This window comes from Clavibacter vidaverae (genome assembly GCF_047529985.1).
GTDB classification, from domain to species: Bacteria; Actinomycetota; Actinomycetes; order Actinomycetales; family Microbacteriaceae; genus Clavibacter; species Clavibacter nebraskensis_A.
This window is the reverse complement of the sequence record NZ_JBLJAM010000001.1, coordinates 843,972-858,868: the sequence shown is the minus strand read 5'-3', so window position 1 is coordinate 858,868 and position 14,897 is coordinate 843,972. Positions and strand designations below refer to the sequence as shown.

The 14,897-nt window shown below is 77.5% G+C and carries 14 protein-coding genes; 5 read left to right on the top strand and 9 right to left on the bottom strand.

Going from position 1 to position 14,897, the window contains the following annotated elements; translation table 11 throughout:
• The first annotated feature begins 74 nt into the window (after positions 1 to 74).
• Both ACMT9T_RS04000 and ACMT9T_RS03995 read left to right on the top strand, forming a co-directional pair.
• Positions 75 to 2,165, top strand: coding sequence for a molybdopterin oxidoreductase family protein (locus ACMT9T_RS04000; protein WP_414745854.1), 2,091 nt, complete (start codon positions 75 to 77; stop codon positions 2,163 to 2,165).
• Positions 2,158 to 3,879 carry an FAD-dependent oxidoreductase gene (locus ACMT9T_RS03995; RefSeq protein WP_414744343.1) on the top strand — a complete coding sequence of 574 codons (1,722 nt, stop codon included), beginning with the start codon at positions 2,158 to 2,160 and terminating at the stop codon, positions 3,877 to 3,879. The genes ACMT9T_RS04000 and ACMT9T_RS03995 overlap by 8 nt, the downstream gene beginning before the upstream one ends.
• 53 nt (positions 3,880 to 3,932) lie before the next feature.
• Here ACMT9T_RS03995 and ACMT9T_RS03990 read toward each other — a convergent pair whose 3' ends face one another.
• From ACMT9T_RS03990 to ACMT9T_RS03960, 7 genes are all read right to left on the bottom strand, one after another.
• Positions 3,933 to 5,219, bottom strand: a complete 1,287-nt coding sequence (locus ACMT9T_RS03990) for a molybdopterin molybdotransferase MoeA (protein ID WP_414744342.1) — start codon at positions 5,217 to 5,219, stop codon at positions 3,933 to 3,935.
• On the bottom strand, positions 5,216 to 5,632 hold the full coding sequence (locus ACMT9T_RS03985; RefSeq protein WP_414744341.1) for a DUF6457 domain-containing protein: 417 nt from the start codon (positions 5,630 to 5,632) through the stop codon (positions 5,216 to 5,218). The genes ACMT9T_RS03990 and ACMT9T_RS03985 overlap by 4 nt, the downstream gene beginning before the upstream one ends.
• Positions 5,622 to 6,383, bottom strand: coding sequence for a molybdenum cofactor guanylyltransferase (mobA, locus tag ACMT9T_RS03980; RefSeq protein ID WP_414744340.1), 762 nt, complete (start codon positions 6,381 to 6,383; stop codon positions 5,622 to 5,624). The genes ACMT9T_RS03985 and mobA overlap by 11 nt, the downstream gene beginning before the upstream one ends.
• Positions 6,384 to 6,564: 181 nt before the next feature.
• Positions 6,565 to 8,088: a cation:proton antiporter gene (locus tag ACMT9T_RS03975; RefSeq protein WP_414744339.1), complete on the bottom strand. Its 1,524-nt coding sequence runs from the start codon at positions 8,086 to 8,088 to the stop codon at positions 6,565 to 6,567.
• Between the two features lie 53 nt (positions 8,089 to 8,141).
• Entirely contained in the window at positions 8,142 to 8,765 is a 624-nt protein-coding gene (locus ACMT9T_RS03970) for an alpha/beta hydrolase (RefSeq protein ID WP_414744338.1), read from the bottom strand.
• Positions 8,762 to 9,751, bottom strand: a complete 990-nt coding sequence (locus tag ACMT9T_RS03965; protein ID WP_414744337.1) for a ring-cleaving dioxygenase — start codon at positions 9,749 to 9,751, stop codon at positions 8,762 to 8,764. Before ACMT9T_RS03965 ends, ACMT9T_RS03970 begins: the two co-directional genes overlap by 4 nt.
• Positions 9,752 to 9,812: 61 nt before the next feature.
• Positions 9,813 to 10,376: a hypothetical protein gene (locus ACMT9T_RS03960; protein ID WP_414744336.1), complete on the bottom strand. Its 564-nt coding sequence runs from the start codon at positions 10,374 to 10,376 to the stop codon at positions 9,813 to 9,815.
• 81 nt (positions 10,377 to 10,457) lie between these two features.
• Here ACMT9T_RS03960 and ACMT9T_RS03955 point away from each other — a divergent pair, with 81 nt between their 5' ends.
• Positions 10,458 to 11,585, top strand: a complete 1,128-nt coding sequence (locus ACMT9T_RS03955) for a hypothetical protein (protein WP_414744335.1) — start codon at positions 10,458 to 10,460, stop codon at positions 11,583 to 11,585.
• A 17-nt stretch (positions 11,586 to 11,602) separates the two neighbouring features.
• Here the strand turns inward: ACMT9T_RS03955 and ACMT9T_RS03950 are convergent, their stop codons facing one another.
• Positions 11,603 to 12,043 (bottom strand): iron chaperone, encoded by a 441-nt coding sequence (locus ACMT9T_RS03950; protein ID WP_414744334.1) that lies wholly within the window; start codon positions 12,041 to 12,043, stop codon positions 11,603 to 11,605.
• A gap of 103 nt (positions 12,044 to 12,146) precedes the next feature.
• Between ACMT9T_RS03950 and ACMT9T_RS03945 the strand changes: the two genes are divergently transcribed.
• Both ACMT9T_RS03945 and ACMT9T_RS03940 read left to right on the top strand, forming a co-directional pair.
• Positions 12,147 to 12,416, top strand: a complete 270-nt coding sequence (locus ACMT9T_RS03945; protein WP_414744333.1) for a hypothetical protein — start codon at positions 12,147 to 12,149, stop codon at positions 12,414 to 12,416.
• A 68-nt stretch (positions 12,417 to 12,484) separates the two neighbouring features.
• A complete protein-coding gene (locus tag ACMT9T_RS03940) occupies positions 12,485 to 13,606 on the top strand; it encodes an SDR family oxidoreductase (protein ID WP_414744332.1) in 1,122 nt (373 codons plus the stop codon).
• Here the strand turns inward: ACMT9T_RS03940 and ACMT9T_RS03935 are convergent.
• Positions 13,593 to 14,858: a DUF418 domain-containing protein gene (locus ACMT9T_RS03935; protein ID WP_414744331.1), complete on the bottom strand. Its 1,266-nt coding sequence runs from the start codon at positions 14,856 to 14,858 to the stop codon at positions 13,593 to 13,595. The genes ACMT9T_RS03940 and ACMT9T_RS03935 overlap by 14 nt on opposite strands.
• Positions 14,859 to 14,897: the final 39 nt, after the last annotated feature.

Here is a 14,897-nt window from a genome sequence, read left to right as displayed (position 1 = left end):
CGGGACCCGGCACTGGCCGCGGCGTGCCCGCGGGCACGCGCGGGCACTGCCCGTACTGCGCGCTGCAGTGCGCGATGACGATGACGGCGGCGCCGGATCCCGCGTCCCCGGTGCCGGCCGGTCCCGTGCTCGAGGTCGCGGGCCGGGACTTCCCCACGAACCGCGGCGGCCTCTGCCGCAAGGGCTGGACCAGCGCCGAGGTGCTCACGGCCGCGGGCCGGCTCACGCACCCGCTCGTGCGGGATGCGGCCGGCGAGCTCGTCCGGGCCACGTGGGACGCGGCGCTCGACCTCGTCGCCCACCGGCTCCGCGACAGCCGCGCCCGCTTCGGCGCGGACTCCGTGGGCGTCTTCGGCGGCGGCGGCCTGACGAACGAGAAGGCGTACCAGCTCGGGAAGTTCGCGCGCATCGCGCTCGGCACCTCCCGCATCGACTACAACGGCCGGTTCTGCATGTCGTCGGCGGCGGCCGCGGGCAACCGCGCGTTCGGCGTCGACCGCGGCCTGCCGTTCCCCGTCGCCGACCTCGACGGCGCCTCCACGATCCTGCTGCTCGGCTCCAACGTCGCCGCCACCATGCCGCCGTTCATCGGCCACCTCGGCGGGGCGCGGGCCGCGGGCGGGCTCGTGGTGGTGGATCCGCGCCGCTCGGCCACCGCGCACCTCGCGGACGACGGCCAGGGGATCCACCTGCAGCCCGCACCCGGGACCGACCTCGTGCTGCTGCTCGGCCTCATCCACGTGGTGCTCGCGGAGGGCCTCGCCGACGACGCGTACGTGGCCGCGCGCACCACGGGCCTCGACGCCGTGCGCCGGAGCGCCAACGCGTGGTGGCCGGAGCGCGTGCAGGCGGTGACGGGCGTGCCGGTCGCCGAGCTGCGCCGGGTCGCCCGGCGGCTCGCGGACGGGCGCGGCACCTTCATCCTCACGGGGCGCGGCGTCGAGCAGCACGTCGACGGCACCGACACCGCGACCGCCGCCATCGACCTCGCGCTGCTGCTCGGGCTGCCCGGCCGGCCCGGATCCGGCTACGGCACGCTCACCGGCCAGGGCAACGGGCAGGGCGGGCGCGAGCACGGGCAGAAGTGCGACCAGCTGCCGGGGTACCGGCGGATCGCCGATCCGGCCGCCCGCGCGCACGTGGCCGCGGTGTGGGGCATCGACCCGGCGACCATCCCGGGCCCGGGCGTGCCCGCGGTCGAGCTGCTCGGCGAGCTGGGGGAGCCCGGCGGGATCCGCTGCCTCCTCGTGCACGGATCCAACGTCGTCGTCTCCGCGCCCGACGTGACCGCCGTGCGCCGGGGCCTCGCGCGCCTCGACCTCCTCGTGGTGTGCGACCTCGTGCTCTCCGAGACCGCGGCGCTCGCCGACGTGGTGCTGCCCGTCACGCAGTGGGCCGAGGAGGAGGGCACCACGACCTCGCTCGAGGGCCGCGTGATCCGCCGCCGCCGCGCCCTCGACCCGCCGCCCGAGGTGCGCAGCGAGCTCGAGGTGCTGGCGGAGCTGGCGCGCCGGCTCGACGCGCCCTCCGCCTGGCCGACCGACCCGGCCGTCGTGTTCGACGAGCTCGCGCGGGCGTCCGCGGGCGGCATCGCCGACTACTCCGGGCTCAGCCACGCGCTCCTCGACGACGACGCCGTGGAGGGCTTCTGGCCGTACCCGGCCGGATCCACGGGCACGCCGCGCCTGTTCGCCGACCGGTTCGCGCACCCCGACGGCCGCGCGCGGCTCGTCGCGGTGACGCCGCGGGACGTGACCGCGGGGGATCCGGCGCCCGTCGGCGGCGCGCTCACCCTCGTCACCGGGCGCCTGCTCGAGCACTACCAGTCGGGCGCGCAGACCCGGCGGGTGCCCGAGCTGCAGGGCGCGCAGCCGGTGGCGCGGCTGCAGATCCACCCGTCGGCGGCCGTGCGGCTCGGGATCGTGCACGGCGCGCCCGTCGCCGTGGCGAACGCGCGCGGCGAGGTGCGGGCGGTCGCGGAGGTGACCGCGGGGATCCGGCACGACACGGTCTTCCTGCCCTTCCACTACGCGGGATCCGAGTGCGCGAACCTGCTGACGGCCGCCGTCGTGGATCCCGTCTCGGCCATGCCCGAGTTCAAGCGCACGGCCGTCACGGTGCGCGCGATCGCGTCCCGGGCCGACGGGGAGGCGGCGCGTGGCTGAGGCGGCGGACGGGGCGATCCGCGTGCTGGTCGTCGGCCACGGGCCCGTCGCCGCGCGCCTCGTGGAGGGGCTGCTGCCAGCGGTGCGGGCGGGGATCCTCGACGTCGTCGTCGTGGGCGCGGAGGAGGGAGACCCCTACAACCGGGTGCTCGTCGCCGAGCACGCCGTGGGCCGCGCCGACCGGGAGCGCCTCGAGGTGGCCGACACGGCCGCGGCCGAGGCGGCGGGCGTGCGCGTGCTCCGGCAGGGCGCCGTGGTCGGGATCGACCGCGGGCACCGGATCGCGACGCTGCACACCGGCGAGGCGCTGCCGTACGACCGGCTCGTGCTGGCGACGGGCGCCCGCGCGCACGTGCCGCCGATGGACGGGCTCGACGCGTCGCGGCACGTGCGCGGCGACGCCCCGCGGGATCCCGACGCGCTCGACCACGGGCGGCGTCCGCTCCCCGCGGGCGTCGTCGCGCTCCGCGACCTGCGGGACGCGCGCGCGGTGCTCGCGGCCGTCCGGGCCGGGCGCCGCATCGTCGTGCTCGGCGCGGGCGTGCTGGGCATGGAGCTGGCGCTCGCCGCGGCCGAGCAGGGCGCGGACGTCGTCGCCGTGCACCACGGCGACGTCCCCATGGCGCGCAACCTCGACCGCGGCGGCGGCCGCACGCTCAGCCACGCGGCCGATGCGGCGGGCGTCGCGATGGCGGCCCACGCCAGGGCCGAGGGCGTGCTGCTGCACGACCGCGGCACCGACGACGAGCGCTTCCAGGCGCTGCTGCTCGCGGACGGCGGGCGGATCGACGGCGACCTCCTCGTGCTGTCCTGCGGCGTCACGGCGCGCGACGAGCTCGCGTCCGCCGCGGGCCTCGCGGTCGGGCGCGGCGTGCTCGTCGACGCCGACCTCCGCAGCTGGACCGATCCGCGCGTCTTCGCGATCGGGGACTGCGCGCACGTCGCGGCGCCGGGATCCGCGCGGCCCGACGGCCAGGTGCCCGGCGGACCCTCCGGCCTCATCGGGCCGGGCTGGCGGCAGGCCGACGCCCTCGCCGGGCTGCTCGCGGCCGAGGCGGAGATACGGCACGGGCGGGCGGCGGGATCCGCGGGAGGACGCGCGGCGGGCGGATCCGACGCGCCGGCCGACGCGGGGCGCCCGCCCGTCGTCATGCTCAAGGCCGAGGGCGTCGACGTGGTCGCGGGCGGCGACGTCACCGCCGAGCCGTGGGACGACCCGCCCAGGCGACGCCGCCGTCCCGGTCGCGCGCACGCCGCGACCTGCGGGACGGAGGAGCCCGCCGCGGACGCGGGCCCGGCCCCGCGCGAGGTCGCCGTGTGGACCGACCCCGCGCGCGGCGCGTACGTGAAGACCGTGACGCGCGACGGGATCCTCGTGGGCTTCGTCAGCGTCGGCATGCCGCGCGCGGGCGCCGAGCTCACGCTCCTGTTCGAGCGGCGCGGCGAGCTGCCGGCCGACCGGTCGGTGCTCCTGCGCCTCGACGCGGCCGACGCGGGCGCCCTGCCCACCGGCGATCCGCTCGCGCCCGACGCGACCGTGTGCTGGTGCAACGGCGTCACGGCGGGGACCATCGCGGAGGCCGCCGCGGACGGCGCGGCCACGGTCGAGGAGATCGGCGCGTGCACGCGCGCGGGCACCGGCTGCGGCACGTGCCGGGGGCGGATCCAGGAGGTGCTCGCCTCCGCGGGCGGCCGGGCGGCGGCGCTGCTCTAGGCGAGCGGGCGGGCGTACGGGCGCAGGTCCGCGGGCGCGCGGACCGCGGCGGGTCAGCCGGGCAGCGGGATCGCGCGCACGGCGTCCCCGGCCCGCGCGCCCGCCGCCGGGACGACGGCCAGCGCGTCGGCCGCCGCGAGCCCGCGGAGCATGCCGGGACCCTGCGCCACGACGGGCACGAGCCGGCCGTCGTCGTCGAGGGCGCACGCGAGGAGCCGGGTCGAGGATCCGCCGCCCGGCAGGTGGGCCCCCGCCGTCCACCGGGGCAGCGCGGGCACGGCGCGCCCGGCGAGGCCGTCGGCGAGCGGCGGGGCGAACGACAGCAGGCACGCGATCGCGGCCAGCGGGTTGCCGGGCAGGCAGAGGACGGCGCGGCCGTCGGGGAGCTCGGCGAGCATCACCGGGTGGCCGGGGCGCATGCGGACGGCGTCGACGACCAGGCGCGCGCCGAGCGCGTCGAGGGCGGCGCGCACGTGATCGGCGGGTCCGCGGGAGCTGCCGCCGGTGGTGACGACGAGCGGCGCGGCGGCGCGAGCGACGGCGTCGCGCGTGGCGCGGGCGTCGTCGGGGACGCGGGTCGCGGATCCGGCGGCGAGGCCGCACGCCGCGAGCAGGCCGGGGAGCGTGGGGCCGATGGCGTCGCGCACGCGGCCGGGCGCGGGGACGCCGCGCGCGACGACCTCGTCGCCGAGGTGGATCACGTCGGCCGCGGCGGGGGCGCGCACCGGCAGCAGGTCGTGACCCGCGGCGGCGGCGAGTCCGAGCCGCACCGCCGTCAGGCGGGTGCCCGCGCGGAGCAGCACGTCGCCGCGCCGGGCCTCCTCGCCCGCGGGCCGGATCTCCGCGCCGGCCCGCGCGCCGCCCGCGGGCGCGAGCGCGTTGACCCGGAGCACCCCGCCCGCGACGTCGCCGTGCTCGCTGCGGAGGACGCCCGCGGTCGTCGGCGGGACGGGCGCGCCGGTCGCGATGGGGCGCGCCTCGCCCGGGCCGAGCACGATGGCGGAGGGCGCGTGGCCCGCGAGCACGGGCGCGCCGACGCGCCAGGGGCCGTGGCCGCCGGATCCGACGGCCCAGCCGTCCATCGCGGAGACCGCGGTGCCGGGCAGGTCGGCGCGGGCGCGGAGGTCGGCGGCGAGGATCCGGCCACCCGCGGCGTCGAGGGGCAGGGCCTCCGCGGGGACGGGCAGGCGCGCGCGCAGGCGCTGGCCGAGCAGGTGCGCCGCGGCGCGGGCGTCGTCCCAGGCGGCGTCGTGGAGCGCGGCGGGCGGCGCGGACGCGGACGCGGTCGCGGTCGCCTCGGTGGCGCTCCCCGCGCGGGTCGCCGCGGTGACGGGGGTCACGCCCGCCCGCCCAGGTCGGACTCGGGGACGGCCGGCACCTCGTCGGCGCGCAGCAGCTCGTCCCCGCCCACCGCGCTGCCGTCGGCGGCGACCGGGCCGACGGGATCCCGCAGGTGGTCGATCTCGGCCGTGATCTCCGCCGCGAGCCGCCGGGCGTCCGCCGCGCCGCCACCTGCGCGGCCGACGGCGAGCCCCAGCAGGAACGTCGTCAGGGGCGCGGCCGGCCGCGCGATCCCGTGCGCGGCGTCGCGCGCGAGGTCGAGGACGAGGGTGACGTCGACCTCCTGCGCGGGCAGCTCGAGGAGCGCGGCGACGCGGTCGACCCAGTGGTCGAGGACCGCGGGGTCCGTCGGCGCGGCGGGCGCGGCCGGGCCGCGCGTCGGGGTGGCGTCGGGCGTGGCGTCAGCGGCCATCGGTGATCCTGTCGTCGGGGAGGCGGAGGCGGAGGCGGAGGCCGTGGGCGTCCGCGTCGGCGGGCGTGTCCACGTCGGCGCAGAGGCGGGCGGGGAGGTCGGCGGAGGCGACGCGGTCGGGGCCGAGGGCGGCGATGACGCGGTGCAGCGGCGCGCCGTCCAGGCCGGTGGCCGCGTCGACCGCGGCGAGGGCGGCCCGCAGCGGCGCCGCGCGGTAGAGGGCGAGGAGCGGCTGGGCCCGGCCGTCGGGGTCGCGGGCGAGGATCGCGTCATGGCCGTCGGCGTGCGCGGGGTCGAGGCGGAGCGGCAGGAGGGCGGCGACCGCCTCGGGGGCGCGGGCGAGGTCGGCGGCGAGCACGAGGATCCACGTGGTGGGCGCCATGCGCGCCAGCTCGCGGACCCCGGCGGCGAGGGCCGCGGCGGGCCCGCCGTGCGCCGGGTGCTCGTCGACGAGGCGCGCGGATCCGGCCGCCCACCGCTGCGCGTCCGTCACGCCGCCCGGCCGGTTGCCCGCCCCGACGACGACGACGTGCGCGCAGCCGGACGCGGCGCGCGCCGCCTCCTGGAGGAGCGAGGCGCCGTCGTCGGCGCGGACGAGCGCGGTCTTGTCGATGCCGCCGAGCCGTCGGGCCCGGCCGCCCGCGAGGACGACCGCCGCCGTGTCGTCGGCGCGGAGCGGGCCCGGCGCCACCGGCACGCGCCCGGCGGCGCGCGCGGTCACGGCGCGCACGTCGGTCGCTCCTGCGCTCACGGGTCCTCCGGTCTGCCGCGCCCGGCATCCGGGCGCTCATCGGGTTCCCCGCCGACGCTAGCCCCCTGGCGTTTCCGGCGCGTTGCGCGGGCGCGTCGCGCCGTTGCCGCGACCTCTCACGGTGCGGTCGATGAGGAGAGGCGACCACGAGCGGCGACGAGGCGGGACCCCGCGGATCCGCTCAGCGCGCGTCGTCCGCCTCGCGCCGCCCGAGCGCCACGTCCTCCGCGTCGATCATCCCGAGCACGGCGCGCACCGCGATCTCCGGGTAGCGGCCCTCGCGCCGCGCGTCGAGGACGGCGGTGCGCTCGGCGTCGATCATGCGACGCCGGACGCGGTCGTGCGTCAGCCGCTCGGTGGTCGTCTCGGGCAGGGCCTCGTCGCCCGGTCCGTCGTCGCCGTCCTCGAGCGCCCGGTCGCGCGCCGCGAGGCCGGCGGCGCGCGCCTCGTCGAGCAGACGGTCGCGGTCGGAGCGCTCCTGGTCGTCGGCGGAGTGGCCGAGGCGCAGGTGGCGGATGATCGTCGGCAGCGCGAGCCCGCCCACGAGCGTCCCCGCCACCATCACGAACGCGAGGAACTGGAGCAGCTCGCGCTCCGGCGTCTCCGCGGGCAGCAGGAACGCGGCGGCCAGCGTCACCACGCCGCGCACGCCGGCCGACGACACGGCCGTCACGGTCCGCCAGTTCCAGGTGCGGGCGCGGAGCCGGGCCGGCCCGTGGTCGAACAGCACCTTGGCGAGCGCCACCGACGCGAAGCGCGCGGCCGTGAGCACCGCGAGCAGCAGGATCGACAGCCCGGCGATCCGCCAGCCGTCGAGGCTCGACTCCGGCAGCCCCCGCACGATGCCGGCGAGGCTCAGCCCGATGAGGAGGAAGACCGCGTTCTCCAGCAGGAACTGGATCGTCCGCCAGTTCACCGACTCCGCGATGCGCGCCTCCGGCGACTGGATCAGCGGCGCGCGGTACCCGAGCACGAGGCCCGCGCAGACCACCGCGAGCACGCCGGATCCGCCGAGCTGCTGGGCCGGGATGAACGCCACGTACGGGATCGCGAGCGACAGGCTCGTGTCGAGCACGGCCGAGCGCAGGAAGCGCCGCACCGCGGAGAAGAGGAACGCGACCGCGAGCCCCACCGCGACGCCGAGCAGCACGGCCACCGCGAACCCGCCCGCGACGTCCACCGGGTGCACGACGCCGACGATCGCCGCGATGGCGGTGTTGAGCGCGACCAGCGCGGTCGCGTCGTTGAGGAGGCTCTCCGTCTCGAGGATCGACATCACGCGCCGGGGGAGCCGCACGCGCCCGGCGACGGCCGAGACCGCGACCGCGTCGGTGGGCGCCACGACCGCGCCGAGCGCGAGCGCCGCCGCGAGCCCCACCGCGGGCACGAGCGCCCAGAGGGCGAGCCCGAACGCCAGCAGGGTCGCCACGACCACGCCCACCGAGAGCACCACGATGCTGTCGCGCCGGGCCCGGATGTCGGCCAGCGGCGTGCGGATCGCTGCCGCGAACAGCAGCGGCGGCAGCAGCCCGTAGAGCACGGCGTCCGGCTCGATCTCGATCTGCGGCACGCCCGGCACGAACGACGCGACCGCGCCCACCGCCACGAGGGCGACGGGCGCGGACCAGCCCACGCGGCCGGCGATGCCGGAGACCGCCACGGTGACGACGACGAAGGAGACGACCCAGGCGATGATCTCGGGCATGCGCGGCTTCCGATCGGGAGGGGAGGGGGAGGTCGTGCGGTGCGGTGCGGGCGTCAGCCGGTGCGGATCCGCGCGCGGGCCGCGTCGAGGTCCCGCGCGTCGAGCCCGTGGCCGCCGGGCCGCACGCGCGACACGACGTCGGATCCGCGCAGGGCAGCCTCGCGCACCGTGCGCTCCACGTCGACGAGCGGCGCCATCGCGTCGGCGTCGCCGTTGAGCAGCGTGATCCGCGTGCCCGCGAGGTCCGCGGCGGGCTCCCGGTCGCCGAGCGGCCAGCGCGCGGAGAACGCGATCGTCTCCGGCACCGCCGTCGGGTGCAGGAGCGTCGTCGCCAGCGCCATGTTCGCCCCGTTCGAGAATCCGACCGCGAGGATCGCGCGCCCCTCGAGAGCGTAGGCCGACCGGGCCCGGTCGACCAGGTCCACGAGCTCGGCGGCGCGCGCCACCACGTCGTCGACGTCGAAGACGCCCTCGGCGTGCCGGCGGAACCAGCGGGCCGCGGATCCCTCGCGCACGCTCCCGCGCGGCGCCAGCACCGGCTGCCCGGGCGCGACGAGCCGCGCGAGCTCGAGGCCCTGCCGCTCGTCGGCGCCCGTGCCGTGGAGCCCGAGGATCACGGGCCCGTCGTCGGCGCCCGGCTGGAACGCGTGCGGCGTGCGGGCGAGGATCCCGCTCACGCGGCGGATCCGTCGGCCGCTGCCTCGTCGGCGGCCGGCTCCTCGTCGGGCAGGCGCAGCGGCGGCACAGCCGCCTCGATGTCGGCGCGGCTCGGCTCCAGCCACGGCGGGAGGCGGAGGCTGCGGCCGAGCTCGAGCAGCGGCTCGTCGATGTCGAAGCCGGGCGTGTCCGTCGCGATCTCGAACAGCACGCCGCCGGGCTCGCGGAAGTAGACGGAGGTGAAGTACTGCCGGTCGAGGATCTCGGTGACCCGGTGCCCGCGGTCGGCCAGCTCGTCGCGCCACGCCTGCTGGGTGGCGCGGTCGGGCACGCGGAAGGCGACGTGGTGCACGGTGCCGCCCGCCGTGAGGCCCTGCTGCGCGCCCGGGTCGGCGACGAGGTCGACGATCGCGCCCGGCCCGCCGTCGCCCGCGGCGAAGCGGAAGCGGCCGTCGCGCTCGTCCACGAGCCGGAGCCCCAGGTCGTCGGTGAGGACGGCGGCGGTGCCCGCGGGATCCCGCACGGTGAGCACCGAGGAGTGCTGGCCGCGGATCGCGTGCTCGGCGGGCACGTCGGCCGAGTCCCAGGGGTCGCGCGGGTTGGCGACCGAGGACGCGACGAGGTCGATCCGCAGCCCGTCCGGGTCGCGGAGCGCGAGGCGCTCCTCCTCGGATCCGGTGGACGCGATCGTCGAGGCGACGCCCACCTGGCGCAGGTGCTCGGCCCACCAGCCGAGGCTGCCGGCGGGCACGGAGAACGCGGTGGACGTGGACTGGCCCGCGCCGATGCGGCCCGCGGGCACGCCCTTCCACGGGAAGAAGGTGAGGAGCGATCCGGGCCGGCCCTCGGTGTCGCCGTAGTAGAGGTGGTAGCTGCCGGGACTGTCGAAGTTGACGGTGCGCTTGACGAGCCGGAGGCCCATCGCGCGCACGTAGAAGTCGACGTTCCGCTGCGGGTCCCCGCCGATGGCGGTCACGTGGTGCAGTCCCTGGGTGCTGGCGGTCATGAGGCGCTCCCTTCGCGCGGCCCGGTCGGGCCATGTCCATGCAAACGCATGATACGGCGTATCATTCCCGGGGCGCGTCCGCGGCGGCGGTGCCGGCCCCGGGATCGGCGGTGCGGGCGATCTCGCGGTGCACGGCGGCCTCGTACTGCGCGCGGTCGAAGACCAGGTCATCGTGGAGGGGGTCCGGTTCGACAGCCCACGGTTCGAGGTCCTCGGGTCGTTCGCGGCCGAGGAAGCGACGCATCCATCTCCTGATGCCCGTCGGCTCGGACTCCCACATGCCCGGCGGCCACTCGAAGCGCACACCGGTCCACAGGACGCGGTCCTCGGTGACCACCAGGTCCGCGGCCACGAAGCCGCAGTAGGGGTCGCCGCACGCGCTGCACATGAGCAGGGCGATGTGCCCGGGTGGCAGGTCCTCGACCACCGAGGGCCCCGTGCCGAGGAGCGAGGCGAGGTACGCGGGCGCGTCCCACATGGGCGCGCCGTGCACGTCCGACACCACGGACACGTCGGTGAGCGCCTCCTCGGCGCCGACGTCGTCGAGGGTCAGCTCGCGCTTCCGGGCGCCCGGTTCGTACGGGTCGTCGACGGAGGCGAAGCCGAGGCGGGCGAGGTCGGTCATGGGGAGATGCTCCCATCCGAGGGCGGCGAGGGCATCGAGGCGCGATCGGCCGCCTACCCTGGATCGACGAGGGGGACGCCCATGGACCTGCGCTGGCTGAGCGCGCCCGACGACGAGGTCGCGGCCGCGATGCGGAGCGTCCGGCAGGGCGCGCGCCCGTCGTGGGTGCCGTCGCGCCGGAAGGTGCTCGCGCACGTCAACGACTCGCTCCTGCTCTGGGGCCTCTGCCTCGTCCTCATGTACTGGGGCGTCGTCACCGACGGCGCGGGCGACGGCACCGTGACGCCGTCGACGATCGCGGGGCTCGCGGGGGCGGCCGTGGTCCTCGGCGTCTGGTTCCTCGGATCCCGCCTCCTGCACCGGTGGGCCGCCCGCCCGCCGTCCCCCAAGGCCCGGGGGCGGGAATGGCGGCAGCACCTCACCGCGCTCGCCAACGGGTTCGAGCCCCAGCCCAGCGGCGGCCGCACGTTCCGCGCGCTCATCACGGAGGACGCGGGCGGCGTCCTCGTCTTCCCGCGCTTCCGGGCCGCGGGCGTCGAGTTCGGGAACGTCGTGCGCAAGCGCGCCCGTCGCAGCGGCTGGAGCTACGTGGCGGTGACGTTGCCCGTGCCGCTGCCGCACCTCCTGCTCGACGCGACCGCGAACGACTCGCACGGCGGCGTCCTCCCGGCGAGCGTGCGCCGCGACCAGCGCCTCTCCCTCGAGGGCGACTTCGACCGGCACTTCCGCCTCTACGCGCCCGCGGAGTACGAGCGCGACGCCCTCTACCTGCTGACGCCCGACGTGATGGCGGCGCTCATCGACGACGCGGCGGACTTCGACGTGGAGATGGTCGACGGCACCCTCGTGTTCTTCCGCCGCGAGCTCGCCGACTTCGCGGAGGCCGGTCCGTGGGAGGCGACCGGCCGGATCCTCGACGGCGTCGCGGCGCGCATCCGGCGCCGCGCGGTCCGGTACCGCGACGAGCGCGTCCTGCTCGGCGACGGCGGCCCGGCCGCCCCGCTGCGGGCCGACCTCGACGAGCAGCCGCCGGACCCGCGCGAGCCGCGCATCGCCGCGGACGGCCGCCGCCTCGACGTGCGCGACCGCCGCACGGGCTGCCTCGGCGCCCTCGGCTGGTTCGCGTGGGTCGCCTTCCGCTTCCTGCTGCTGTTCGTCCCCGCGGTCTTCGCGTTCGCGGGCTTCATGTCGATCGTCGACGGGCGCTGACGGGCGGCGCGGCCCGCTCAGCCGCCGACGGCCCGCCGCACCAGCTCCGCCACGCGCTCCTCGTTCGCGGGATCCACCGCGGTCAGGGCGTACGAGGTGGGCCACATGGTGCCCTCGTCGAGCTGCGCCGGATCCTGGAAGCCGAGCGTCGAGTACCGCGTGCCGAACTTGGATCCCGGCTGGAAGAAGACGACGGGCTTGCCGTCCGCGTCGGCGTAGGCGGGGAAGCCGTACCAGGTCTTGGGGGAGAGGCCGGGGGCGTTCGCGAGCACGATGGCGTGCAGCCACTCGGCGATCGCGCGCTCCTCGGGCGGCATCGCGGCGAACGCGTCGAGCACGCCCTGCAGCGCGGCGGCCTGCTTGTCGGCGGCCTTCTGCGCCTTCGCCTCCTCGCGCAGCTCGCGGGCGCGCTGCTTCATCGCGTCGCGCTCGTCCTTCGAGAAACCGCTGTCGGTCATGTCCGCTCCCTGCCTGGTGGTGTCCCTGGAGCGTGACACGCGGGCGGCGGGCCGACAAGCGCGCGCGGATCCGGCGCACGGCCCGACGGCGTAGCGTCGGACCATGAGCACCCACGAGCAGGACCAGCCCATCATGGACGGCGCCGGCGAGGCCACGGCGGACGAGAAGCGCGCCGGGCTCGCCGAGCAGGTCGCCTACGACCACAAGGACAGCGGATCCGAGGCGATGGCCGCCGACCTCGACCGCCGCACCGAGGACTCCGGCCTCGGCGACGGACCCGCGGATCCCGCCGCGACGCAGGCGACCTCCACCGGCCGCGACGGCATCGAGGGCGAGGCCGACGCCGAGGTCGACGGGCCGCACCCCGCCTGACCCGCACCGACACGCCCGCGAGGAGCCGCCCGGAATTCCCGGGCGGCTCCTCGTCGTTGGGGCAGGGGATGACCGAGATCCGAGAGACCCCCGTCCCCACGCCCGCCTCCCCGCGATCCGACGGATCCGGCCGCACCGCCCTCGTGGTCGGCGCCACCGGCATCAGCGGATCCGCGCTGGTCGACCAGCTCACCGCCGAGGGCTGGGACGTCCTCGCCCTCAGCCGTCGCGCCGGCGCCGACCGCCCGGGCGTCCGCTGGATCAGCGCCGACCTCCGCTCCGCCGACGACCTCCGCCGCGCGCTCGCGGGCGAGCAGCCGTCCCACGTGTTCTTCACGGCGTGGTCGCGCCAGGCCACCGAGCAGGAGAACATCGACGTGAACGGCGGCATGGTCCGCGACCTGCTCGCCGCCCTCGACGGCGCGCCCGTCGAGCACGCCGCGCTCGTCACCGGCCTCAAGCACTACCTCGGCCCGTTCGAGGCGTACGGCCAGGGCGCCATGCCCGACACCCCCTTCCACGAGGAGGAGCCGCGCCTCGACGCGCCGAACTTCTACTACGCGCAGGAGGACGAGCTCTTCGCCGCCGCCGAGCGCCAGGGCTTCGGCTGGTCGGTGCACCGCTCGCACACCGTCATCGGCCACGCGGTCGGCAACCAGATGAACATGGGGCTCACCCTCGCCGTCTACGGATCCATCTGCCGCGACCTCGGCCTGCCGTTCGTCTTCCCGGGCAGCGCGACCCAGTGGGACGGGCTCACCGACGCGACCGACGCCACCGTCCTCGCCGACCAGATGGTCTGGGCGTCCACGAGCGAGGCCGGCCGGGACGAGGCGTTCAACGTCGTCAACGGCGACGTCTTCCGCTGGCGGTGGATGTGGCCCCGCCTCGCCGCGTACTTCGGCGTCGAGCCGGTCGGCTTCCAGGACGCGCCGCGGCCGCTCGAGCAGCAGATGGCGGGCTACGAGGACGAGTGGGCGCGCATCGCCCGCGAGGGCGGGCTCGCGGAGTCCGACCTGAACCGCATCGCCTCCTGGTGGCACACCGACGCCGACCTCGGCCGCGACATCGAGGTCGTCACGGACATCAGCAAGAGCCGGCTCGCCGGGTTCCACACGCACCACCGGACGCTCGACAGCTTCCTCGGGCTGTTCGAGCGCTACCGCGCCGAGGGGCTCATCCCGCGCTGACCGGCTCGCCGGGTGCGCCCGGTCCGGCCGACGTCGGCCGGACCGGCGGTCGCCCGTACGCGAGGCGGCGGATCGCCCGCTCGGCCGGGCCGGCGATCCCGCGTCGCTCGAGCGCCACGGCCACCGCGACCGTGACGAGCCACACGCCGATCGCGATCAGCGCGATGCGCGCCGTCCCCGCCCCGACGCCGAGGCCCATCGACCACGGCTCCAGCAGGATCGCGAACAGCACCGACTGGAGCAGGTAGCACGTCATCGAGCGGCGGCCCACGGCGACCAGCGCGCCGAGCACCGGGCCGGACGCCGGATCCCCGCGGCGGGCCCGCACCGCGACCGCCCAGCCGACGATCCCCATCAGCCCGAGCGCGCCCGCGACCCCCGTCGCGCCGTGCAGCACGCCGAGCAGGTAGAGCGCCACGGGACCCGCGTCGAGCGCGCCGACCGCCGCGAGCACGAGCGGGAGCGCACCGAGCACGCTGACGGGCATCCCGACGAGCGCGAGACGACGGAGGAGCGGCAGGTGCGCCGCCGGGTCCTCGAGCACGCGGCGCCGGCCGAGCAGGATCCCGAGCGCGGCGAGCGGCACCAGCGATCCGACTAGCACGGGGGTCGCGACGAGGAGACCTGCGAGCGTGACCGCCCGACCCGCGAGGTCGCCGAGGAACGTGCCGCCGTCGCCCACGCCGAGCACGCCGCCGGTGCCCTCCTCAGCGGCCAGGCCGTCGGCCCCCGCCACGACGAGGAACACGACGGCGGAGGTCGCCGCGATGACCGTGAACGCGCGGTCGGGGGCGCGGTACATCGCGGCGAGGACGAGCCCGAGGATCCCGTACGACAGCAGGATGTCGCCCTCGAACAGCAGCACCACGTGCAGCGCCCCGAAGACCATGAGCCACGCGCTCCGGCGGAGCAGCAGCCGGCGTGCGCGCGGTCCGTCGACGCCCGCGGAGGCCTGGCGGCGGAGGATCACGGTGAAGCCGTACGCGAAGAGCATCGTGAACAGCGGGAACGCGCGGTTGTCGACGAGCGTCCCGACGAGCACGTCGGCCACGTGGTCGAGCGCGGTGCCGTCGGTCGGGCGGCCGAGCGGGCCGATCGGGCGGTCGGCGATGGAGTACACGGAGTTCGCGAGCGCGATGCCGAGCAGGGCGATCCCGCGGAGCAGGTCGGGCGCCGGGCTCCGCTCCGCGGACGACGTGGGCGCGGCGTAGGCGGCGGGCGCGGGCGCCGGGGAGCCGGGGAGGGTGGTCACGCGTCCAGCCTGCTCGCCGCGGCCCGGGGCCGCCACCGT